At 72.6% G+C, this 21,962-nt stretch carries 15 protein-coding genes and 1 pseudogene; 8 read left to right on the plus strand and 8 right to left on the minus strand.

All coding sequences use genetic code 11. The features are described from left to right. Positions 1-297: 297 nt before the first annotated feature. The 3 genes and pseudogenes from Pflav_RS47295 to Pflav_RS48615 all read right to left on the minus strand — a co-directional run bounded on the left by Pflav_RS47295 (position 298) and on the right by Pflav_RS48615 (position 8,066). Complete coding sequence (locus Pflav_RS47295; RefSeq protein ID WP_173035683.1) at positions 298-2,310, minus strand: hypothetical protein; 2,013 nt, start codon at positions 2,308-2,310, stop codon at positions 298-300. After that, positions 2,307-4,613, minus strand: coding sequence for a hypothetical protein (locus Pflav_RS10240; protein ID WP_173035685.1), 2,307 nt, complete (start codon positions 4,611-4,613; stop codon positions 2,307-2,309). Before Pflav_RS10240 ends, Pflav_RS47295 begins: the two co-directional genes overlap by 4 nt. Continuing rightward, positions 4,610-8,066, minus strand: a pseudogene (locus Pflav_RS48615) (DUF6603 domain-containing protein). Before Pflav_RS48615 ends, Pflav_RS10240 begins: the two are co-directional and overlap by 4 nt. A gap of 244 nt (positions 8,067-8,310) precedes the next feature. Between Pflav_RS48615 and Pflav_RS10255 the strand changes: the two are divergent. Together Pflav_RS10255 and Pflav_RS10260 are read left to right on the plus strand one after the other, a co-directional pair. Further along, positions 8,311-11,193: a peptidoglycan-binding protein gene (locus tag Pflav_RS10255; protein WP_173035691.1), complete on the plus strand. Its 2,883-nt coding sequence runs from the start codon at positions 8,311-8,313 to the stop codon at positions 11,191-11,193. Positions 11,194-11,230: 37 nt separating this feature from the next. Then, entirely contained in the window at positions 11,231-12,427 is a 1,197-nt protein-coding gene (locus Pflav_RS10260; RefSeq protein WP_173035693.1) for a cytochrome P450 family protein, read from the plus strand. Positions 12,428-12,681: 254 nt separating this feature from the next. On the opposite strand, the gene Pflav_RS10265 is transcribed toward Pflav_RS10260, so the two are convergent. Beyond that, a complete protein-coding gene (locus Pflav_RS10265) occupies positions 12,682-13,869 on the minus strand; it encodes an HNH endonuclease signature motif containing protein (protein WP_232071217.1) in 1,188 nt (395 codons plus the stop codon). Positions 13,870-14,767: 898 nt separating this feature from the next. Continuing rightward, positions 14,768-15,142: a tetratricopeptide repeat protein gene (locus tag Pflav_RS10270; RefSeq protein ID WP_173035698.1), complete on the minus strand. Its 375-nt coding sequence runs from the start codon at positions 15,140-15,142 to the stop codon at positions 14,768-14,770. A gap of 58 nt (positions 15,143-15,200) precedes the next feature. Here Pflav_RS10270 and Pflav_RS10275 point away from each other — a divergent pair, with 58 nt between their 5' ends. The 4 genes from Pflav_RS10275 to chrA all read left to right on the plus strand — a co-directional run bounded on the left by Pflav_RS10275 (position 15,201) and on the right by chrA (position 18,020). After that, positions 15,201-15,584 (plus strand): PPOX class F420-dependent oxidoreductase, encoded by a 384-nt coding sequence (locus Pflav_RS10275; protein WP_173035700.1) that lies wholly within the window; start codon positions 15,201-15,203, stop codon positions 15,582-15,584. Positions 15,585-15,687: 103 nt separating this feature from the next. Further along, positions 15,688-16,434, plus strand: a complete 747-nt coding sequence (locus tag Pflav_RS10280; RefSeq protein WP_173035702.1) for an arsenate reductase/protein-tyrosine-phosphatase family protein — start codon at positions 15,688-15,690, stop codon at positions 16,432-16,434. Continuing rightward, the gene (locus Pflav_RS10285; protein ID WP_173035704.1) at positions 16,435-16,818 is read left to right on the plus strand and encodes a VOC family protein; all 384 of its coding nucleotides are present in this window, start codon (positions 16,435-16,437) and stop codon (positions 16,816-16,818) included. It abuts the gene before it with no gap. Then, a complete protein-coding gene (gene chrA, locus Pflav_RS10290; protein ID WP_173035706.1) occupies positions 16,815-18,020 on the plus strand; it encodes a chromate efflux transporter in 1,206 nt (401 codons plus the stop codon). The genes Pflav_RS10285 and chrA overlap by 4 nt, the downstream gene beginning before the upstream one ends. Positions 18,021-18,672: 652 nt before the next feature. Here the strand turns inward: chrA and Pflav_RS10295 are convergent. Both Pflav_RS10295 and Pflav_RS10300 read right to left on the minus strand, forming a co-directional pair. After that, positions 18,673-19,470 (minus strand): class I SAM-dependent methyltransferase, encoded by a 798-nt coding sequence (locus Pflav_RS10295; RefSeq protein WP_173035708.1) that lies wholly within the window; start codon positions 19,468-19,470, stop codon positions 18,673-18,675. 10 nt (positions 19,471-19,480) lie between these two features. Continuing rightward, positions 19,481-19,999, minus strand: coding sequence for a hypothetical protein (locus Pflav_RS10300; protein ID WP_173035710.1), 519 nt, complete (start codon positions 19,997-19,999; stop codon positions 19,481-19,483). Positions 20,000-20,117: 118 nt separating this feature from the next. Here Pflav_RS10300 and Pflav_RS10305 point away from each other — a divergent pair, with 118 nt between their 5' ends. Together Pflav_RS10305 and Pflav_RS10310 are read left to right on the plus strand one after the other, a co-directional pair. Further along, positions 20,118-20,705, plus strand: coding sequence for a TetR/AcrR family transcriptional regulator (locus Pflav_RS10305; RefSeq protein WP_173035712.1), 588 nt, complete (start codon positions 20,118-20,120; stop codon positions 20,703-20,705). Positions 20,706-20,782: 77 nt separating this feature from the next. Continuing rightward, on the plus strand, positions 20,783-21,088 hold the full coding sequence (locus Pflav_RS10310) for a hypothetical protein (protein ID WP_173035714.1): 306 nt from the start codon (positions 20,783-20,785) through the stop codon (positions 21,086-21,088). A gap of 4 nt (positions 21,089-21,092) precedes the next feature. Here Pflav_RS10310 and Pflav_RS10315 read toward each other — a convergent pair whose 3' ends face one another. Next, positions 21,093-21,764 (minus strand): response regulator, encoded by a 672-nt coding sequence (locus tag Pflav_RS10315; RefSeq protein WP_173035716.1) that lies wholly within the window; start codon positions 21,762-21,764, stop codon positions 21,093-21,095. Between the last annotated feature and the right edge of the window lie 198 nt (positions 21,765-21,962).

Raw genomic sequence — 21,962 nt, forward strand, 5'->3', positions numbered from 1 at the left:
ACAGCTCCAGCAGGCGCACCCCGTCGACGACCTCGCCGGTCGGATCGGTGCCATCCGCCGCGCTGGGCGCGAGCCGGCGGAAGTCGGGCCGGTACCGCGCCAGGTCCGACTCCTCCAGCCCGCGCTCGAACCTGTAGCCCAGCAGGGCGGACAGGCTCTGGCCCTGGCGCATGCCCTCCAGGAGCTGGTCGGCGAGGCGTACCCGGGTCGAGGCCAGGTCGAGCGCGAAGGGTGTGGTGCCGGTATCGCTCGTCTCCCCGCCGTGGGCCAGGTGCCCGGCGCGCAGCACGGCGGCGGTCACCGCTTGCGGCACGCTCGGCGCGTGCAGGTAGCCGGCGTTGTTCGCCCGCGAAAGCAGCGGCGGCCGGGCGCCGGGGTCGACGACCGTTTCGGTGGCGCGTTCGAGGCCCTGCACGAAGCCGTACCCGCCGACCGCGACACCCGCGGTGGCGGCGCGCCGGGCGGCCAACCGGCGGGTGGCGATCGAGGTCGCCCAGGCGTCCAGGCGGTGCGAGGCGAGGTCGAGCGTCTCCCGGGCGGCCCGGTCCACCGCCGCGCTCGGCCGCGCGGCCAGGTGGTCGACCGAGGAGATGAACTCCTGGTACGCCGATAGCGCCGGGCCGTCGGGGTCGCCGACGCCGCCGCGCGGGGCAGCGGTACAAGTGCCGGCGCCGGGCCGCTCGCGACAAGCCGGGCGGCGTGGCGCAGCAGCAGGTACAGCAGGGAGTCGGCGGGACGGCCGGTCCAGTCCAGCTCCGGGTCCTGGGGGAGCCGCTCGCGCAGCCGGGCCAGCAGGGCGGCGAGCCAGGCGGCCGGCGCGGCCGGGTCCAGGTCGGTGCCGACCGTCGGCGGCACGCCCGGCCAGGCGTCGGGCAGCTGGAACACGCCGGCCAGCGGCGCGAACACCTCGGGCCGCCAGATCTGGCCGACGAGCGTGCGCACGTTGGCCAGGTCGGCCGTGTACGCCGTGACCTTGTCCTCGACCTGCTCGTCGGTGAGGCCCATGAAGCCCTCGGCCGTGGGCAGCCACTCGCTGGAGAACTGGGCGCGCACCGCGTACCCGTCCGAGACCGGGCGGCGGCGCAGGATGTCCGGGATCTCGTCGTCGCGGCCGGTCGTGCGCATCCACTCGTGGCGCAGCCAGGTCAGCACGTTGTGGAGCGGGCCCTCGACCGGCCCGGCGTCGGGCTGGAACTGGGCCATCGCCACCGTGGGCACGACACCGTACGGCTGGGTGCCGACGCGCAGGGTGGGCAGTGGGCCACGGGCGCGTACCCAGTCGACGAAGTGCCGGCGTACCGCTTCGAGCGTCGCGTCGTTGGCGATCGGCACGAGCCGGCGCAGGAACCAGCCCCAGGTGGCCGGCCACAGCGCGGCGTTCATCGCCTGTGCGTCCAGTGCCTCGCGCAGCCCCGCGCCCTCGGCGGCGGCGAACACGGCGGGGTTGATCCCGAGCGCGCCGGCCAGCCGGGCCGCGTCCGAGCCGGGTGCCGGCGCCGCCAGCCCGCCGCGTTCGCGGGCCCGGCTCGCGGCGTGGTCGCGGTCCGCCGACGAGTACCCGGAGCCGGCCACGTCGGTGTTGTTGGTGGGCGTACCCTGCGCCAGCAGGCCCAGGCCGCCGGTGTAGTGGTGCGCCTCGAGGAGCGTGGCCAGCCGGGCGGCGCCCTGCGCACCGGTCTCGGCGGTGGCACCGACCACGATCAGCAGGCCGTAGCCGTCATCGTCCTCGACCGGGACGCGCATCGCCATGCCGACCTGGACCGCGGCCTCGAAGTCGACCATCCAGGCGATGCTCGGCGGGAACACCGGCCGGTCCGGGTCGGCGAGGTTCGGCGCGGGGTCGCGCGGGCCCGGCGCGATCGGCAGGTCGCGCGGGATGTCACGTCCAATGTGGACTACCGGGTCGCTGTCGCCGCGAAAGGCGTACAGGATCCACCGGTCGGGCAGGCAACGGGCCACGGTGGCCCGGTCCCACATCGCTGGGCGTTCGCCCGGGTTGGGTACCCCCGGGTCGCCGGTGCGGGCGATCCAGGCCGCGCGGGCCGCGCCGAACTGGTCGGCGAGCCGCCGCCAGGCCGCCGCGGCCGCCTCGCCGTCCGGGCCGTACCCGCCCTCGGCGGCGTACCGCTCCCGGGCCTGGACCTCGACCGGCGCGAGGCGGGGGTCGTGGGCGTCCTGGTGGATGGTGTCCGGGAAGATCCGGACCAGCAGCTCGGTGCCGCCGCTGCCGGTGGTGACGTAGCGGGTCTCCAGCCGCACCGGCAGCAGCGCCAGGGGCAGCGCGGCGGAGACGCCGGTCAGCTCGGTCATGAGTTCTCTCCGTTGGCCACGGGCTCCGTGGCGAGCAGCGTCGATGCGTGGACGATCACCCGGACCGGCGGGCGCAGGGTGCGTTCGGCGACCTCCGCCGCGCTGGCCGCGCCCTGGGTGGGCGGTCGCGGGTCGCTGGGCGGCGGCCCGAACCGGGTCTCGGTCGGCTGCTCCGAGAGGGCGAAGAACCAGCCCGGTCCGGTCGCGCCGCCGGCGGCGTCCGTGGTGGAGATCGGGAAGCCGAAGAACCGGATGTCCGGCTCCAGCGCGCCGCTGAAGATGGGGTACGCGACGTTGGCCGCATTCCGCTCGTCGGCCAGGTGGTCCGGGTCGGCGGCCCGGATCATGTAGACGGCGGTACGCGGGAAGTGCCGCAGCAGCCCGCCGCGGATCAGCAGCACCACCTGGGCCGTGGCGCTGGCGCCCCGGAACGCGCCGGCCAGCCCGTCCGCGCGGTCCCAGCTGGCCATCCCCTCGATGTCCGGCGAGGCGGCCGCGCCACCGCCCTGGCCGCGCCGGTCCCAGAACTGCTGGATCGGGGTGGCGGTGCCGTCCAGCGGGTACTGCCGCCAGCGCAGCTCGCTGGCGAGCTCCGCGTTCACGCCGGCGAGGAAGGCCGCGACGAAGTGCGGGTTGGTCTGGAGCGCCAGCACCGAGTCGGCTTCGATGTCGTCCGCGCCGGGCAGCAGGAACTGGGGCGCCACGCGGGCCAGCTCCGGTGCCATCGCGGTCGGGATCGTGGGCGCGACGAGGACCGGCCGTACCGGTTCGCCATCCGTCGCGGCCGCGGCGGCGCGGGCGGCGCGGGTCTCCGGGACGATGGCCCCGAGCCGGCGCCGCAACCGGTCGTGGACGGCGGTCTGCGGCGAGAGCAGGGCGAGCAGCGCGTCGCGCTCGCCGCCGGTCGCGGCCGCCGCCGCCCGCACACCGTCCGATGTGGAGAGTGTCGTGGGCTGGACCTTGGCGGCGAACGGGCCGCGCGGCCGGGTGATGCGGCGGTACGCGTTGGACGACTCGGGGTCGGCCGCGGCGGCGCGCTGGAGCGGCGTGACGAACTGGGCCAGCGTCGAGGTCGCCAGTCCGGTGATGTGGCGGTCCAGCCGCGATGTCGCCATCCGCGCGCCGAAGCGGGCGCTGCCGACCAGCTCGTTGGCCGCGCTGACCTCGCCGGCCTGCTCCCACGCGGCGGCGGCGAGGTCCTCCTGGCGGTCCCGGACCACCGCCGCGCCCAGGGCGGCGACCGCCCGGTGCCGCGGATCGAGGTTGAGTTCGCCCAGCCAGCCCGGGTCGTTCGCGGGCACGGCGGTGGCGCCGGCCTGCTCGCCGCCGTACAGCGGCAGGCCCGTGGCGGCACCCACCATCGGGGCGAGCGCCTGGCGCGCCCACTGCGGCGCCGGGTCGACCTCGGTGCCGAACCCGCACAGCGCCCCGACCAGCGGTGGCATCGTGGCGCCGGCCGGCGTGGTCAGGCCGCTCTGGGACACGTCGAACGGGCGCTCGCCGATGCCGGCCGGGGGCGTACGGAACCGCAGCGCCCGGACCAGGTCGACGAACCGGGCTCCGGCGCCGGTGGTGAACTCCCAGTGGTGGTACACGGGCAGCGTCACCTGGTGGTCGGCCGCCGTCCAGGCAGGGGCCAATGTGGAGCCGAGCGGGCGGCCGAGCCCGGCGTCCCGGCCGATCGCGAAGGTGGGTACGACACAGGCGTGGTACCGGACGTCCGCGTCGAGCCGCGTCGGGCAGACGAGCCGTGACACCGACCGCTCCGGGTACTTGGCGATCGCCTGGCCCAGGGTCTGGCCGGGATCGAGATCGCCGGCGTACTGCACGTGTGCCCAGGCCCAGGCGTTCGCGAGGTCGGGCAGCACCGCGGCCGCGTCGGTGGGCCCGCTGATGGTCAGCTCGGCGATGCCCAGGCGGGCGTTGACGCTCAGGCTGACGCCGCGCTGCTGGGGTACCACGATCAGGCACAGCCACGGCGCCAGCCGGTCGCCGTCCGGCGGTCGCGGCGTGAACAGCCACGGCAGCGTGGGCGAGTCGAAGTCGACGGTGGCGTACTGGCCGGTGTCGAAGCCGGTGGCGCCGGGGACGGGGTCGGTCCGGATGACCTGGGCCCGGTCCAGCCCTATCACGTCGCCGGGGCCGAGGACCTGGACCGGCGGTACGGTCAGCGGCTGCCCGTTGAGGGTCCCGCCCACCGCGAGATGGCCGCGACGCGGGTCCTCGTTCGGTGCCGGCTGGCGCAGCCGGCTCGCCAGGCCCTCGCGCAGCCAGGGCAGGAAGTGGTACGTCGAGCTTGTCATCCCGCAGGCACCTCGTCGTTGTCGACCAGCCGCAGCCGCCGCACGCCGGCCTCGGCGGCCGCCCGGAGCGCCTCCCGCGCGGCGGCGTAACTGTCCACCATGATCTGTTCCGGTTGCAGGGTCGCGATGACGCCGCTCGCCGGCGGCGCCACCCGCACCACCGCGAACGTCGGTTTGGCGACCGCCACGCCGATGTCCGGCCCGGCGAAGGCCCGCTCGCCCCGCGCCCAGGCGCCGTTGACCGCCGCCGCGCCGCCCGCGACCTGTAGCCGCATCCGGTCGTCGGGCAGGTCGGCGGCGCCGAGCGGGGTGACCACGCCGTCCGGCCCCAGCTCCCACTGCTCGTACCGCGCCGACACGGTCCGCGCCGCCGAGGGCGGTACGAGCAGCGCACTGTCGTCCACCCGCGCGCCCGCTTCCCAGGACGCGAACGACGGCCAGGACAGCCGCTCCGCCTCGGTGAGATCCAGGTACTCGCCCTGGGCGAAGTCCTCCCGCACCGGCTCCGCCTCGGCGGACCGGCCGTCGAGGGTGATACCGAGCGTGAACGGCGGCGCGGCGTCACCGGTGAGGCGGGCGCTGCCGTACCTGTCGATGCGCAGGTTCAGCGGCGCCACCTGCTGGGTCACGGTCAGCGAGCCGAGCGGGTGCACGGTGACGACGTCCGGTACGGCGGCGTGCTCGGCGAGCGTCACGGCCGCGCCCGTGGCGTCCGGCAGCGCCGCGGACCAGCTGTCGACGTCCTCCAGCGCCGTCCGCAGCCGGCCGCCGAGGTCGACGAGTACCGGCGGTGGCTCGACCGCGCGCCGGCCCACCGTGACGTCGAAGTGGATGCTGTGCGTACCGAGGAACTTGAACGTCGCCGTGCCGACCGCGTGCCACGGGGTGGGGCCGGTGAGCGTGAACTCCAGGTACACCGCGAGCACCGGGTCGCCGTCCCACATCAGCGAGACGCCGGCGTAGATGTCCACGACAAGGCCGAGCGGGTCGAGCGTGATCAGCGCGTCGAAGCCGAGCAGCGCCGAGATCGAGAAGGTACCGACGACCGGCACCGAGACCGAGGCGTAGAGGTCGAGCCGGGCTCCGAACTGGACGGTGTTCGACGTGAGCGCCAGGTACGCGGAGAGCCGCAGCCGCGGGTTGTCGCTCTCGCCCAGGGAGAGGGTGAGCCGGCGTGGCACCGGGAAGTGCTCCGGTGGCTTGAACCGCGGGTTGAAACCGCCGAGCGAGACGAGGAACGACGGGTCGTCCCCCAACCGGCCCGCACGGCGAGGCCGCCGGAGAGCGTCATGTTGGCGATCCGGGAGTCGCGGATGACACCGTCGATGGCGAGCGTCTTGCGGTCGAAGTCGAGCGCGCCGAGCACGTCCACCTGGATGAGCACGACCGGCTTGGCCGTACCCGGCGGCAGGGCCAGGCGCAGCTGGCCGGCGAGCACCACCCGGGTAGGTGTGGGGAACTCGATGAACAGGCCCAGCCGGGCCGTGAGGATGTTCTGCGCGCCCCAGCTCAGCTCCACCGTGGGGCCGACCACGAACTGCCCCACCGTGGTGGGGAAGTAGCGGGCCAGGTCGCGCACGATGCGCTGGGCGTTGCCGACCACGTCGCTGGGGAACAGGATCCGGTCCAGCGCACCCGACTCCAGGCCGCCGCGTACGGCCTCGAGCTGCACGGAGCGGTGGATGCCGATCAGGCCGCCGACGCCGGTGAGCGAGAAGCCGAAGCCGAGCTGTACCGGGGGAACCGCGCCGAGATCAGCACCAGCAGCGAGAAGCCGGGTGAGCCGTCCGGCATCCGGGTGGACAGCAGGCCGATCGCGGAAAGCTGGAGCGAGGCGAACTTCAGCTCGATCGCGCCGCCGTAGTCGCCGGTGTCCGGGTCGGCGAACAGGTAGCCGCCGCCGGTGACGACCGAGGCGTTCACCGCGATCCCCACGCCCTTGGGTGTGACGGGTTCGAGCGCGAAGTCGAATGGGCCGAACGCGCCCGGCTCCGCCGCCGGCCGGAGCGCCGCGCGCAGGCCGAGGTCGGCGACCGACGCGGTGACCGGCCCCAGCCGTACCGTCACGTCCGCGGTGAGCAGCAGCTGTACCGCCCCGTCGGCGGTGCTGCCGAGCACGACCCGCACCTGCTGCACGGTGAGCGGGCCGAGGGTGCGTCCCACCGGGAAGGTCTGGTCCAGGCGGGCCGCGCCAGCGAGCGTGAGGCCGGTCGACGGTGACCAGGCCAGCCCGAGGTCGAGGTCGACCACGACCGGCTGCTTGGGCAGGACCGCGGCGAGGAAGCCGTCGGCACCGGGCTCCAGCACCAGCCGCGCGCCGACAAGCTGGGCCGCCAGCCCACCGGTGGGGCCGTCCGCGTCGACGAGGGCGGTCCCGCTGAGCCGGATCTCGGCGATCTCCAGCCGGATCGCGTCCGCGCTGCCGAACCGCAGGATCGGTACGCCGGCCTCGGCGTCGCCGTAGCGCAGCACCACCTCGCCGCGCAGGCTACCGGCCTGGTCCGGTGGCTCGAACCGGGCGCCGTTCCGGCTGACGATGACCGGGCGGGTGCTGCCGGCCAGGGTCGCGTCCACCCGCCACACGCCGTCGTCCAGCGCGGCGTGCAGCTCGCCTCGGGGAGCCAGCACAGCGGCGAGGGGACCGTCCGTACCGCCCGGGGAAACGTCGCGGATCAGCCCGGCGGCGAGCCGGAACCCGGCGTCCACAGCGCCGTAGTCGCCGCTCCAGGCCACGTGCAGCAGGTGGGCCGCGGCGGCGCGTTCGGCCTCGGTGAGCCCGGACTCCGGGGAGTCCGCCCCGGGCGTCCCGTACGCGGCGAGCACCCCGATGTCGCTCAGCCAGCCGGCGAGCAGGGGGCCGAGCGCGTCGGCCAACGCGTCTGGCAGCGCCGGGGGCACCGCCTGGCCGAAGACCCGCTCGCGTACCGCGCCCACCGGGTCGCGCAGCAGCGCCGCGAGCGGGGCCAGGTCGTACACCGGCCGGGCCCGCCCGTCGCGGGCGAGCACGCCGCCGACCTCCAGCGGCGCGCTGGTGACCAGCCGGCGTACCCCGACGACGTCGCAGAACACCAGCAGCCTGGGAGCGCGGATGGCCAGATGGGCGTCGAGCAGGTGGGCGAAGAGGTCGGCGAGCAGCAGCCGGTACGGCGCGGGGTCGGTGCTGGGCGGTCGCCAGCCGTCCACCACGCCGGACACCGCCGTCACCGCGGCCCGGACCTTGTCGAGGCAGGCGACCGCGTCGCCGAGGGTGTCGATACCCTCCGCGAGCCGTTCGGCCAGCTCCGCCACCGTGGTCCGGCAGACCTGGAACGCCTCGACGAGCTCCTCCGGGTCCGCGCCGGCGAGCGCCGCCGGCGTCCAGCCGATGCCCGACCACAGCCGCTGCCGCGCCGGCGCGCTCGTCGCCGCCTCGGTGAGTGGGCGCAGGAGGCTCATCGCGTGCTCGGCGAGCATCGCCTCGATCGGCTGTGTCTGCACCCCACCCTCCAGTTCGTACACGCGTGGCTGTCCGGCGCACCCTGGGGGAGGGCCGGTGGCTGGTGGGTTTCCGCCGCCGGGGATGCGCCGGGAGCAAATTCTGGGCAGCGGCACCCCGTCCGCGGCACCGGCATTTCGGTGTATTGCCAAGCGCCGCAAGATCCCTTACAAGAACCCGAGGGCGTATCTGGTGCGGTGGCGCCGGAAAGGGGGACCGGAGATGGTGATGGTCGATGCGGAGGCGGGGCCGCGGATCGAGGATGTGCTGGCAGCGGCGGTGAAGACCCTGCCAGAGGCGGCGCGGCGCTGGCCAGAAGGGCCGATCTGCCTCGCCCGCGAGTACAAGGCGTACCGGCCTGACCTGCCCACGTACAGCCGGTGGGTGGAGGAGGTGGAGCGTCGTATAGCCGACACCGATGAGCTGGTGCAACGGCTCCGTTTGCTCCACTACGGACGTGCGGCCGGGAACGTCCTATTTGACATTGTGCTCGACTCGAAGCTGAACCGCATGGGTGCGCCGATGACCCTCGCGCACGCCGGCCAGGCCACCCTCGACGGGCTGATCGGCACCGGCAAGCTCACCACGTTCGTCACCGATTCGGCCGGTACGTGGCGGCCGCCGGTGGACATCTCGCACCTGTGGGTACTCGCCGACTATGTCCGCAATGGCCTTGGCGCGGGCGGGTACGCGCTGGCCGCCACCGCCGACCCGGTCGGGGCGCTGAGCTGGACCGGCGACCTCGCCTCCTGGTGGAGCTCCTACAACGACCAGCGGCTCACGGCGCGCGCGGCGGCCGTCGAGGCGGGACAGGAGTGGCAGGAGCCGACCGACCCGGCCGCGCTCGCCACCCCGCTCCAGTGGCTGCACCGGTCGACCACCTGGCGGTGCGGTGTCGACGACCTGTTCGGCGACATGGACGCGATCGCGTTGATGGGCGCGCTCGCCGAGCCGGGCCAGGGCGCGACTCCCGTCACCGACCTGCTTCGTGTCTACTATGGACCGAGCCCGGTGCAGGTCGGGCGCGCGCTGCTGCACGCCGACAACCGGTTCCACCTCTTCGTGCGGCACGCCCAGCCGGCGATCCCGCACACCGTCGACGAGGAGACCGGTGTGGTCACCGTCGATCGGGCCGAGGCGCTACCGGTGATCCGCGGGCACATCCGCGACGTGGCGATGGCGATTCTGCGGATCACCCGGCTGCGGATCGCGGGTCGCGAGCGTGGCATCATCGGCCTCCTCGACCAGACCGGCAACGTGCTTCGCGGCCTGCGGGTCGAGGCGTCCGTACGCGAGGACGTGGACGGTCCGTGGGGCGCCGCGATGCTGGATGAGGTGGCCGCGCGGTTTACCGACTTCCTCCTCAATGGACTCGCCGGCGAGGGCTGGGACGTCGGCGCGTGGCCACAGGACGCTTCACCCCTCGAGCCGTACGGCGGTTTCCTGCTCCAGTACGGCGACAGCGACGCGGCCCGGCGGTACGGCGGGAAGAACGGCGCGGTTCCCGCCGTGATGCAGTACGTCCGCACCCTTCAGGAGCACCTGGAAGAGCTCGGCTTCACCAGCGGTGTCACCCCGGACGGGCAGTTCGGCGCGAGCACCGCGATGGCGCTGCGGGAGCTTCAGATCGAAGCGCAGCAGTCGCGGGTCTGGCAGGAGAAGGGGGCGCCCGTCCCCGGCATGGCGGTGGAGACGGCGGCCCGCCGCTTCCGTGGCTACGTCAACGGCTGCCTCGACCCGGAGACCGCCGCCACCATCGCCGAGTGGCGCAGACCCGCCGGCGGCCTGCGCAACCTCTGCCCGGTGCGGGTCTACACCCGGCGGGTGAACGACGGCGTACCGGGCGCGGTCGTACACACCGACGTCTGGCGCTGGGACCAGGTCAAGGAGACGAACGTGCGGTTCTACGCCGCCGACGGGCTGGCCCGGTACCCGATCCCACGGCAGCGGATCGTCGACGGCGACCCGACTGTCGCGGTGGTGGGCGCGTTCAGCGAGGCCGAGACGACCGGGCCCAACCTCGGCAAGGTGCACTCCTGGCCGGAGGCGGCGATCACCACGCGCACGCTCGTACCGGCCGGCCTGCTCCCCGCACCCCCGGCGGACCCGGCCGGGCTCCCGATCGGCTCGACCTACCGCGTGGTGCGGGCCATCGCGCACGTCGAGTGCCAGGGCAACTTCGACATCATCAACGCGTACGACCGCGGGCGCGTATCCATCGGAGTGTGCCACTGGGCTCTGATGACGACCGGCATCGGCGAGTACGCCGCCCTGCTGGCCTACTACGCGCACATCGACCCGGAGGCGTACCAGCGCGACTTCGGCCGGTACGGGATCCTGCCGGAGAAGCCGTGGGACCCGGCCACCTGGACCGCGGACGGTGCCGGCGCGCAGGCAAAGTACGCCGGCCGGCTCGCCTTCTACGGCCTGCGGGACGGCACCGGGCGGCTGCACCCGGCCGAGCCGCTGCCGCTCGGCGCGAAAAAGGTGGAGGACATCGCCGACGCCTACCTCATCGACTACCTGCGCGGCTGGCACGCCCTGCACCGCCTCGCGATGGGGCTGCGGACAAACGAATCGATGTGGCGTCTCATGTGGACGTTCACGCTCTTCCGGCTGCGGGCGCTGCTCGCCCGACCGTTCCACAGTGGACCGGCGGCGGGTCCGGGGCCGGTGGTGCCGGACGGCGCCGGCGGGCAACGGGTCGCCACATTCGGCGAGGTGTTCACCAGCGAGCGTGCCGTCACGGCGCTGCTGCGCTGGCACGTCAACCGCCCCGGCCGGGTGCTCGACAGCAACGGCGCGGTCAACGACGCGCTCGCCGCGTTCCAGACGGTTTACGGCACCGGGCGGGTGAACCTCGCCGCGCTGACGCAGGCCCAGCAGGACGCCGCGCAGGTCGCGCTCGCCCAGGACATGATCGACCGGGCGCCCACCGACTCCAACTACCGCGACAGCGTGCGCAACGCGGTGACCTACGTCGACGCGGAAGTCGGCGCGCTGCGCTCCACCGCCCGGTCGTTCCAGCTCATCCCGGAGGCACCCATGTGGCCGCGGTCCGCGCGTCTATCAGCTGTGTATCCGTTGTCGAACGGGCGCCGATAGCTTTTCTCCCCGCGTCACCACACAGCAGGGAGAGTCGATGTCTGCCCCATTCGCGGCAACGGCCGAGGGTGAGCGCCACGCGGCCTACGCCGAGCTGGCCCGCCGAGGTCCTGTGCACCGGATCAGCCTGCCCACCGGCGTACCGATCTGGCTCGTCACCGGCTACGAGCAGGCGCGGTCCCTGCTGACCGACCCGCGGGTGGTCAAGGGCGGCTGGGACGGCCGGACCCGCTGGACGCCGCCGGGTCAAGGGCTTCCCGAAGCGCTGTCGCGCGGCCTGTACACGCACATGCTGACCCAGGACCCGCCGGACCACGGCCGCTTGCGCAAGCTGGTGGGGAAGGCGTTCACGCGGCGCCGGATCGACCTGCTTCAGCCGACGATCGCCAAGCTGGCCGGCGAGCTGCTCGACGCTTTGCGCGACGAGGAGACCACCGACCTCATGGCGACATACGCCGCGCCGCTCCCGATCGCGGTGATCACAGAGCTGGTCGGGGTACCGCCGGAGGCGCGGGCGGACTTCCGCGGCTGGGCGACACCGCTCATGTCGCCGGGAATCCTGCCCCGCGAGCGGATCGAGGCCGCGGCCACGGCGCTGCACCGGTACACGCTCGACCTGGTGGCGACCAAGCGCGCGGCGCCGCGGGACGACCTGCTGTCCGACCTGATCGCGGCCCGCGAGGACGGGGAACGGCTCACCGAGGACGAGCTGACCTCGTCGGTGTACCTGATCGTGTTCGCCGGGCACGAGACGACCGTGAACCTCATCGGCAACGGCGTCCTCGCGCTCCTCACGCACCCGGACCAGCTCGCCAAGCTGCGCGCACACCCCGAGCTGATCGACCGCGCGGTCGAGGAGTTCCTGCGCTTCGACCCGCCGGTACAGGGCACGCTGCCGTACCTGACCACCGAGCCGGTCGAGGTCGCCGGCGTAACCATCCCGGCCGACGAGCTGGTGATGTTCGCCGCGCAAGCCGCCAACCGCGATCCGGCCGTCTTCGCCGCCCCGGACACATTCGACATCGAACGGGAGCGCGCCACCCACCTAGCCTTCGGCCACGGCGTCCATCACTGCCTCGGCGCGCCGCTGGCCCGCGTGCAGGGCCGCATCGCGTTCGAGGCGCTGCTGGACCGCTTTCCACGCATCCGCCTGAACGTGCCCGCACACACCCTCACACGCACCCCGTCGATGGTCCTCAACGCGCTGACAACCCTTCCGGTAAGCCTGCGCTGACCCGCCGGTCACCCCCACCGGGCGCAAAGGCAAAGGCAAGGGCGCAGTCGCATCCACAACAGACATTGAGCTACCGCGACGTCCGCGGTGGTCCAGACCGCCGCTCCCGCAGCCTCACCCTCCGCGCCACACAATCGTTCGCCCAGAATCCGCGGCGCCGTCGGCGCGTCGTCAAGGGAGGCAACCGCAACCACGAGTCGCACAGAGCGACCACCACCCTGATATCAAGAGATTTCTAGGCGAGTAGCGACCGGTCACGTCCGGTGGTGGTAAGGGTTTCGACGGGGTCGCTGCCGCGGATCAACGTAGGCGGGTGGGATGAACTCCGGCCTGCCGTCCTCGACACAAAGCCGGACGGTCCACTGTCCTCGGTGGATGATGCGGTGGTGGTAGCGGCACAGCAGCACGCTGTTGTGCAAGCTGGTGGGTCCGCCGTCGGCCCATGATTGGATGTGGTGGCCGTCGCACCAGCGCGGTGGTCGGTCACAGCCTGGGAAGGCGCATCCTCGGTCGCGTAGCTCCAGCGCTCGCCGCAACGACCCGGTGATCAGCCGCCTAGTGCGGCCTAGGTCCAGGACCTGCCCGTCGCCGTCGAGCACCGCCGGGATGATCTGTGCGTCGCAGGCCAGCTGGCGGACTTGGGTGGGGCTGAGCCGCCCACCGGTGTCCAGCACGCCGATGCCGAACTGCTGCTCGAGCAGTTCGAATGGCACGGTGACCGTCACGTGTGGCCGCTGCCCGCCGTTGTCCGGTAACTGCTCGGTGCGGGTGGCCAGGTCGCACACCTCGACCAACGCGTCCGCCCGCCGCTGGCCCGGGGTGCGCGGCTCGTCGTCGTCATGGCGGGGCGCACACAACGGATCCAATGCCGCGTTGACGGTGGCGGCACCAACCTCATCCAGCCAGCCGGTGACCCGGACGCGGCCGTCGCCGAGACGGGTGAGCTGGAACGCGCGGGTCTGCCACGCCCGGGCTTCCTGCCACTGCAACGCAGCAGCATCACGGGCGTCCGCGATCTCCGGTGCCACGTGGGCGAGGATCCGCTGGCCAGCTTTGCGCAGGATGGTGGGCTCGAACTGCTCGGCCTGACCGATCAGCACCGCCTCCGCCTCATCAACCAGATCGGCGCCGAGGTCGGCGGGAAGGTCCCGGACCGTAGTGGCGATGACCGTGGCCTGCTCCGCGTTGACCGCACCCGCGATCAGGGCGGTGTCGAGGGCGGCCCGCTCGTCAACCGCTCTCGCGAGGTCGGCCAGCCGTTTCGCGGCGTGGATGCTGATCCGGTGACGCTCCCGCAACCACACCGCCGTGCTGGACGCGTGCTGCGCGATCGGTAGGCCGCGCCCGTCGATTTCCCGGATCAGATGCAGCTGTGCTGCGGTCAGTGTTTGCAACGCTTGGTGGATGGTGTCCAGGGAATCGACAAGCTCGTCATCGCTCAACGTCCAGACCGACGCGGTAGCACATTTACCGACTACCTCGCGTAGCTGGTCTAACGCATCGCTGGACACTCGCTAATTGTCTCGCATCAGCTCCAAGACCACCAGTTATATTCGTCGATCTAGGGATATTCGAATTGCAATCTTGCGAGGAATAAGAATCGATTAGGAAAACCTGATACCGGAGACCGCGTGGCTACTCTGGCGGCGGCGGGGCGGTGCGATCTGGCGACGGGTGGTGACGATGCTGGGAGCTGTTGCTGCCCAAGGGATAGAAGCCAAGCCGACCACCGAAATGTGAGCAGGGCCGTGAGCCGTGCGGGCGCCAGGCCAACCGGGCCTACCTGCGCCAGCGATGGATCCGCCGCACGCCGGGGTTTGGGTCGTGGAGCGTGCCCCGCCCATGCGCGCGCCGATCAGAGCTGGTCGAATCGTGAACGCTCGACCGGCGCCGCACCCGGACGCTGTCCGGCGGATCGTGGTATTTAGCTGTGGTTATAGCGACAGCTAAATACCACGATCGCTGGCGTGCTCCGACTGGCATGCGGACAAACCAGCTAAAGCGCCCAACCCGACGGTGTCGCTGTGGCCAAGCCTGCGAGATCTAGTCGACTTCCTGTCGTCCTGACGGCAGAAAGTCGACTAGATCCAGAGTTTCCGTCGGGAGTGCGCAGGCTCGGCGCCGGAACCATTCCGGGGAAAGCTATAGCCGCTACGGCAGCAACAGATTTCCCCAAACCCGACTGGTCCTCAAGGACCCGACCCAATCCGGTGCTCCGCGCAGCCCGCAGAACGCCCAAGTCATCGCCTTGATCAAACTACGCTGAATGGCAGCGGTCCGGACCACCGCGGACGTCGCGGTAGCCCGGATCTTTATCTTGGGTTGGCTCCAGGAAGAGATCTAGCGGCGGCCGCGGCCGCGGCTGAGGGTGGCGGCGACGCGGTCGACGGCGGAGCTGTAGTCGGGGACCTGCGCCATCGCGGCGGCCAGCCGCAGGTGGGGTAGGGCCTCGGTGGGTCGGTTGAGGCGCTCCAGGGTGCGGCCGAGCAGGTGGTGGCTGTAGTGGTCGGTGGGGTCGCGCTCGACGAGCACGCGGAGTTCCGCCTGGGCGCGGTTGAGCTGGGCCGACGCGTAGTAGGCCAGCGCCAGCCGCAGGCGGGCCTCGGCGTTGCCTGGCTCGGCGGTCACGATGGGCGCCAGGAGGCGCGCGGCGTCGCCCGGGTGGCCCATCTCCATGAAGAGGAGGGCCTGCCGGTACTGCTCGAGCATGCTCACGAGGTGGGGTAACGCTCTGCCTTCCGCCGGATATTCCGCGCCGGTAGCCTGGCGGGCGATGAGCGCGCTCGATCGTCTCGCGGACGAGACCTATGTGTTGCTGACGACGTTCCGCAAGGACGGGCGGGCGGTGGCCACGCCGGTCTGGGCCGTGCGCGACGGGGACGCGCTGGCGGTCTGGAGCGTCGCCGACGCGGGCAAGGTCAAGCGCATCCGGCGCAGTGGCGAGGTCACCGTCGCCGCCTGCGACATCCGCGGCAATCCGCGCGGCGAGGCGGTGGCCGGGCATGCCACGCTGACGGGCGCGGCCGAGTTCAACGACCGGATCCGGCGGCTCATGGCCCGCAAGTACGGCATCCTCGGCCGGATCACCATGTTCGGTAGCCGCGTCCGCCGCGGCCGGGACGGCTCGGTGGGCATCCGGATCACGTTCCCGGCCTGAGTACGCGCACTCTGCGCCAGACCAACACACGCTGGCACGATGCGTCCGGGTCGTGCGCCACCCGGTAGATCTATCAAACCGGCTTGATGTATCGTCCGGGGTCATGGGCGAGCTTGACGCTGCCCCGCCGGCCTTCCTGGGCCTCGCGGGGCATCCGGTGCGGTGGCGGTTGCTGACCGCGCTGGCCCGTAGCGACCGCCAGGTGCACGAGCTGACCGCGCTGGTGGGCGAGCCGCAAAACCTCGTCTCGTACCACCTGGGGCGGCTGCGCGCGGCGGGCCTCGTCTTCGTGCGGCGCAGCGCGGCCGACGGCCGGGTGGGGTTCTACGCGCTCGACCTCGCCCGCTGCGGCGACCTGCTCGCCGCGGCGGGCGCCGCGTTGCATCCGGCGCTCGCGCTGGTGCCGCCGCCGCTGGCCGGTTTCGCGCCGCCGGGCGCGGTTCTGTTCCTGTGTACCGGTAACAGCGCCCGCTCGCAGATGGCCGAGGTGCTGCTCCAGCGGGCCCGGCCCGAGCTGACCGTGGCCAGCGCCGGCAGCCACCCCAAGCCGTTGCACCCCGACGCGGTACGCGTGATGGCCGAACGGGGGATCGACATGTCGGAGCGGCGGAGCAAGCACCTGGGGGAGTTCACCGGAGACCGGTTCGGGCATGTGGTGACGCTTTGCGACCGGGTACGCCTTGTCGCGCCCGACTTCCCCGGCGAGCCGGAGCGGGTCCATTGGAGCATCCCGGATCCGGCCCGGGCGGGTGACGGGCTGGCCGCGTTCGTCCGTACCGCCGACGAGCTGAGCACCCGCATCCACTACCTGCTGCACCGCATCATGCCGACATCCACAGTGGAGGATTAGATGTCCGCTCCCGCCGACGACGACGTCTACGTCCGGTATCTGGTCGACGACGTGCCCGCCGCGATCGACTTCTACACGACGCACCTGGGCTTCGCGGTGCGGGCCAGCTTCCCGCCGTTCGCCGATGTGGCGCGCGGCCGCCTGCGGCTGCTGCTGTCCGGGCCGGACAGCTCGGCGGGGCGTACGCTGCCGGACGGCCGCCGCCCGGAGCCCGGCGGGTGGAACCGCATCCACCTGCGCGTGGCCGACATCGCCGCCGAGGTGGCCCGGCTCCGCGCGGCCGGCCTGACCTTCCGCAGCGACATCGTCAGCGGGCCGGGCGGGCAGCAGATCGTGCTGGACGACCCGTCCGGCAACCCGGTCGAGCTCTTCCAGCCGGCATGAGCGAGCAGGTGAGCGACGCCGAAGGCGCGGTGCGCGAGGCGCGGCCGCACGTCGCCGGGCTGGGCACGGTCCTGAAGGAGTGGGGGCGGATCGGCTGCATCGGGTTCGGCGGGCCGCCGACCCACATCGCGCTGCTGCGCGAGCTGTGCGTGGGGCGGCGCAAGTGGTTGGACGACAAGGCCTTCGAGGACGCGGTGGCCGCCTGCAACCTGCTGCCCGGCCCGGCCTCCACCCAGCTCGCCATCTTCTGCGCGTGGCACGTGCGGGGGCGGCTGGGCGCGGTGGTGGGCGGTATCGCGTTCATAGCACCGGGTCTGGTGGCGATCCTGGCGCTCTCCGCGCTGTTTCTGGCCGGTGCGCCACCGCTGTGGGTGGAGGGCGCGGGAGCCGGCGCGGGCGCGGCGGTCGCGGCGGTGGCCCTACACGCCGGAATCGGCCTCATCGCACCGAGCTGGCGGCGCACAACCCAGCGCGCCCGCCGCGTGCGCTGGCTGATCTACGCGGCCGTGGGCGTGGCCGGCGCGGCGCTGGTCGGCCCGTGGCTGGTCCTGCTCCTGCTCGCCTGCGGCGTCGTCGAGGTGGCCGCGCAGCGGGTCCGCCAGCGCACCGGCAACACCGCCTCGGTCCATCTGACCCCGGTGCTCGCGGCCGCGGCGATCGGCGGTGGCGTGCTGCTGCCGCTGGCGTGGGTGGCGCTCAAGGTCGGCGCCCTCTCGTACGGCGGCGGCTTCGTCATCATCCCGCTGATGCAGGCGGACGCGGTGGACAGGTACGGGTGGATGACCGACGCCCAGTTCCTCAACGCGGTCGCGCTCGGGCAGATCACGCCCGGCCCGGTGGTGCACACCGTCGCCGCGGTCGGCTTCGCGGCGGCAGGTGTGGGTGGCGGACTGCTGGCCGCGGCGGTCGCGTTCAGCCCGTCGTTCGCGTTCATCCTGCTCGGCGCCCACCGCTTCGACCGGCTACGCGGCAACCCCACGGTCCGCGCCTTCCTGGACGGCGCCGGCCCGGCCGCGATCGGCTCCATCCTCGGCTCGGTCATCCCGCTCGCCGCCGCGCTCACCGAGTGGTGGCAGTACGCGGTAACCGCCGGCGCCGCCCTCCTGCTACTGGCCGCCCGCCGCGGCGTGGTAACCACCCTGCTCGCCGCCGCGGCCGTGGGCGTCGTGGTCGCCCTAGCCGGCGGCCCTTTGGCCACCTAGACACCGCTGGAGTCGGAGTCACTGGGTCCGTCCACAATGGTGGCCGCGGACTCAGTGCCTGGTGAAGATTTGAGCTACCGCGACGTCCGTCGTGGTCCGGACCGCTGCTCCCGCGGCCTCACCCTCCGCGCTTCACAACCAAACAGCCCGCCCGGCTCCGCCGGCGGCGAGGGTCTGACGATCGTTCGCCCGGAATCCGCGGCGTTGTCGGCGTGTCGTGCGGATATCGGGCGAACGATCACGGGGGAGATCACCGCCGACCCGACCGAGCCAGAGAGCTCCCACCGATCAAGGCCACACCCCTTCGACAGTGCCGGCCATCCACCACCATCGCCTTGATCGCGCGATGGGATCGGAGCGCGTAGTGATCGTGGTACGCAACTGCCCTTAGAGGGGCCGGTACGTACCATAATCTGCCGGATAGCGTCCGGTCGCGGCGCCAGGTCAAGGGACGGGGTTCGCGATCGCCAGCCTTCGTGGGCGCACCGCCGGCCGCGCTGGCAGGGGTTCGGTTGTGAATCGCGGAGGGTGAGGCCGCGGGAGCAGCGGTCCGGACCACCGCGGACGTCGCGGTAGCTCACATCTTTATTTGGGCAATGAATCTTCACCGAGCATTGTGGACGGACCCAGTGACTCCGACTTCGGACGATCGCTAGATCGCGTCGACCTTTATGGCCTTTGTGGCGAAGTAGCCGGACAGCCACCCCGCGGTCGCGTCCGAGTGGTGGGGGGACTCGGCGAAGGCGGTGATGGCGAAGCCGGCCGCGGTCTGGCCGCCGATCTGGTCGGTCAGGGTGTGGCTGTACTCGATCGGCGCCTCGGCGCCCCAGTTGCGCTCGCGCTCGCCGGGCTCGAGGTGGGTGAGGTCGCTGTACGGGAGGCGGTGCCGCACCACAAGCTCGCCGCGGGTGTCCAGTACGTGCGCGTCGAAGAGGTAGATGTCCGGGTTGACGAAGCCGGACAGCAGCGTGCCGCCCGTCCGCAGCACGCGGTGGCTCTCCCGCCAGACCGGCGCCAGCTCGGGGATGAAGAGGTTGGAGACCGGGTGGACGACCAGGTCGAACGAGGCGTCCGCGAAGGCGCTGAGGTCGCGGGCGTCGCCGAGCACGGTGCGGAGGTCGAGCCCGTCCCGCGCGGCGACCATCTCGTCCTGCGCGAGCTGGCCGGGCGAGTTGTCGAACACTGTCACGCGCGCGCCGGCCGCGGCCAGCACCGGGCCCTGCTGCCCGCCGCCCGAGGCGAGGCAGAGCACGTCGCGGCCGGCGAGGTCCGAGGGGAACCAAGTCGGGTCGACCGGCTGGTATCCAATGAGGACGATCGACCACTCGCCGGCCCGTGCCTTCGCGATCACCTCGGGCGTTACCGGCCGCGACCACTCGTTGCCCTTTTCCACCTCGCGATCCCACGCGCGGCGGTTGTGGGCGACAGGGTCCGTGGAGATCTCACTCATGCGCGGGATGCTAGCCGCGCGACCGCGACCGCTCCTCCGGATTTTGGGTGCGGGCGGCGTACTTGCGCTCGATGTCCCGGGCGAAGCCGTACGTCTCGCCGACGACGTGCCGGCGCACGAACCAGCCGGTCGCGATCGTCAGCGACAGCAGGCGCAGGACGGGGGAGAGGTTGAACTCCACGACGCAGCGCAGCTCCGACTCGTTGGCGCCGCGCGGGGCGGCGGTCATCGTCCACCGCACCTCGGCCGGGATCGGGATGAGGTGGAAGAGGTAGCCGCGGCTGCGGGGAGAGAGCAGCTCGAAGCCCCGAGCCCCGGCGGCGACCTCGCGGTAGTGCTGGATGATCAGGGTGCCGCCGATCGACTCCACGTTGATCGTGCCGCGCACCCCGTTCGAGCTGGTCACGCTGGCGGCGCGGTGGGCCGGCGACGCTGCCTGGTAGTCCTCGTCGCTCAGGGAGAAGATCCACTCCTCCAGGTTTACGGACTCGATGGGCACCTGTAGCGGGACGGCGTGGCTGACCTTCATGGCGAACGCTCCTTCGACCGGGACGACTGACATCCGAGACGGCTAACATCTGTTAGGTGAACGGTAGCATGAACGCCTAACGAGTGTTAGTCCTAGAGTCGCGAGCGAGGGAACTCACATGAAACCGAGCGCCAGGCAGCTCAACAGGCGGGGCGAGGGCGGCCGCCTCCGCGAGGAGATCCTCCAGGCGGCGGCCCGGCTGCTCGTCTCGTCGCCGGCCGACACCGTGACGCTGCGGGCGATCGCCCGCGAGGCGGGGATCGCGGCGCCCTCGATCTACCCGCACTTCGCCGACCGCGACGCGATCCTCGACGCGCTGGTCGAGCGCAACTTCGAGCGCCTGGGCGACGCATGCCGCGCGGCCTCGGCCGCCGCTCCGCCGGGCATCGAGCGGCTACGCGCGGTGTCCGCCGCCTACGTGCGCTTCGCCGAGGAGCACCCCGGCGACTACCGGATCCTCTTCGAACGGGTGGCCGGCAACCGGGTGGAGCCGCCGCACGAGTACGCGGCCGGAATCCGCGCGTTCACCACACTTGTGGAGGCGTTCGCCGGGCTAGACCGGCCGGGCGCGGACGCGGTGCGCGACGCGCAGGCGTTCTGGGCGGCGCTACACGGCATGCTCGTGCTGGTGCCGGCGACGCCCGGCTTTCCCTGGCGGCCCCGAGCCGAGCTCGTTGACCGGCTCGTCGCGGCCTTGACGGCGTAGGTCCACCCGGGTGTAACGCGGCGGACGTCGCGGACGCCTTTTCCCCCAAAGGAAAAGATCAGCGCGGGACGGTGGCCATGACCGGGTTCAGTTTCACCTTCAGCTACGACCGGAACGGCAACGTCGCCTGGCTCGCGCTGGAGGGGGACCTGGACGGGCCGGCCGCCCGGCGCCTGCGGCGGGTGCTGAGGGCGACGGTCGACGGGCTCGCTCCCCGGCGGCTGCTCGTCGACGCCCGCGACCTGACCGACCACGAGGGTGTATCCCTCCACCGACTGATCCGCGGCGGGGTCGACGCCGAGCGCGCGGAGTGCGACGTCGTGCTCGTCACCCGCGGCCCGGCCCGGGTGGCGCCGAGCACCGCGGAACAAGCGGTGGCCTGACCCGTCAGCGGCCGCCCGCCGCCATGAGCCCGGCCCGGTAGGCGAGCACCACCGCCTGGGCGCGGTCGCGGGCGCCGATCTTCGCGAGGATGCGCTTGACGTGGGTCTTGGCCGTCGACTCGGCGATGACGAGCAGGTCGGCGATCTCCGCGTTGGAGAGCCCTTCCGCGACAAGGCGGAGCACCTGGATCTCGCGCTGGGTGAGCACCGCGACCCGCCGTGCCTCGTCGCCGTCGACAGCGGAGGCGCCCGGCGACAGCACGAAGTGCTCGACCAGGTCGCGGGTGACCGCCGGGTCGAGCAGCGCCTCGCCGCCCGCCACCGTGCGTACCGCGTCGACAAGCCGCTCCGGCGAGGCGCGCTTGAGCAGGAAGCCACTGGCGCCGGCGCGGAGCGCACCCCACACGTACTCGTCGTGCCGGAACGTGGTCAGCACCAGCACCCGGCTCGGCAGTCCGGCCGCGACGATGCGCCGGGTGGCCTCGATGCCGTCGACACCCGGCATGCGTACGTCCATGAGCACCAGGTCGGGCGTCAGCTGGCGGCACACCTCGACCGCCCGCAGGCCGTCGCCCGCCTCGCCGACCACCTCGACCCCGCCGGCGTTGTCGAGTACGACCGTGAGACCGGCCCGCATGAGCGCGTCGTCGTCCGCGAGCACCACCCGGATCGTCACGCCGCCTCACCGCCCGAGGGCAGCGGGAGCACCGCGCGGAGCCGGAACCCGCCCATGCCGCCGCGGCCGTGCTCGACCGTGCCCCGAAGAGTGCCACCCGCTCGGCGATCCCCAGCAGCCCCCGCCCGAGCTGGTACCCAGGCCGGGGGCCCCGCCCGTCGTCCTCCACCTCTACCTCGACGCGCTGCCCGCCGCACC

Source organism: Phytohabitans flavus, from assembly GCF_011764545.1.
GTDB lineage: Bacteria > Actinomycetota > Actinomycetes > Mycobacteriales > Micromonosporaceae > Phytohabitans > Phytohabitans flavus.

What these genes read in the sequence shown, in the direction of transcription:
- Pflav_RS10240 (WP_173035685.1), bottom strand. Translation starts at nt 4,613, where the DNA reads ATGACAAGCTCGACGTACCACTTCCTGCCCTGGCTGCGCGAGGGCCTG.
- Pflav_RS10260 (WP_173035693.1), top strand. Translation starts at nt 11,231, where the DNA reads ATGTCTGCCCCATTCGCGGCAACGGCCGAGGGTGAGCGCCACGCGGCC.
- Pflav_RS47295 (WP_173035683.1), bottom strand. Translation starts at nt 2,310, where the DNA reads ATGACCGAGCTGACCGGCGTCTCCGCCGCGCTGCCCCTGGCGCTGCTG.
- Pflav_RS10310 (WP_173035714.1), top strand. Translation starts at nt 20,783, where the DNA reads ATGACCGGGTTCAGTTTCACCTTCAGCTACGACCGGAACGGCAACGTC.
- Pflav_RS10305 (WP_173035712.1), top strand. Translation starts at nt 20,118, where the DNA reads ATGAAACCGAGCGCCAGGCAGCTCAACAGGCGGGGCGAGGGCGGCCGC.
- Pflav_RS10280 (WP_173035702.1), top strand. Translation starts at nt 15,688, where the DNA reads ATGGGCGAGCTTGACGCTGCCCCGCCGGCCTTCCTGGGCCTCGCGGGG.
- Pflav_RS10285 (WP_173035704.1), top strand. Translation starts at nt 16,435, where the DNA reads ATGTCCGCTCCCGCCGACGACGACGTCTACGTCCGGTATCTGGTCGAC.
- Pflav_RS10295 (WP_173035708.1), bottom strand. Translation starts at nt 19,470, where the DNA reads ATGAGTGAGATCTCCACGGACCCTGTCGCCCACAACCGCCGCGCGTGG.
- chrA (WP_173035706.1), top strand. Translation starts at nt 16,815, where the DNA reads ATGAGCGAGCAGGTGAGCGACGCCGAAGGCGCGGTGCGCGAGGCGCGG.
- Pflav_RS10275 (WP_173035700.1), top strand. Translation starts at nt 15,201, where the DNA reads ATGAGCGCGCTCGATCGTCTCGCGGACGAGACCTATGTGTTGCTGACG.
- Pflav_RS10300 (WP_173035710.1), bottom strand. Translation starts at nt 19,999, where the DNA reads ATGAAGGTCAGCCACGCCGTCCCGCTACAGGTGCCCATCGAGTCCGTA.
- Pflav_RS10255 (WP_173035691.1), top strand. Translation starts at nt 8,311, where the DNA reads ATGGTGATGGTCGATGCGGAGGCGGGGCCGCGGATCGAGGATGTGCTG.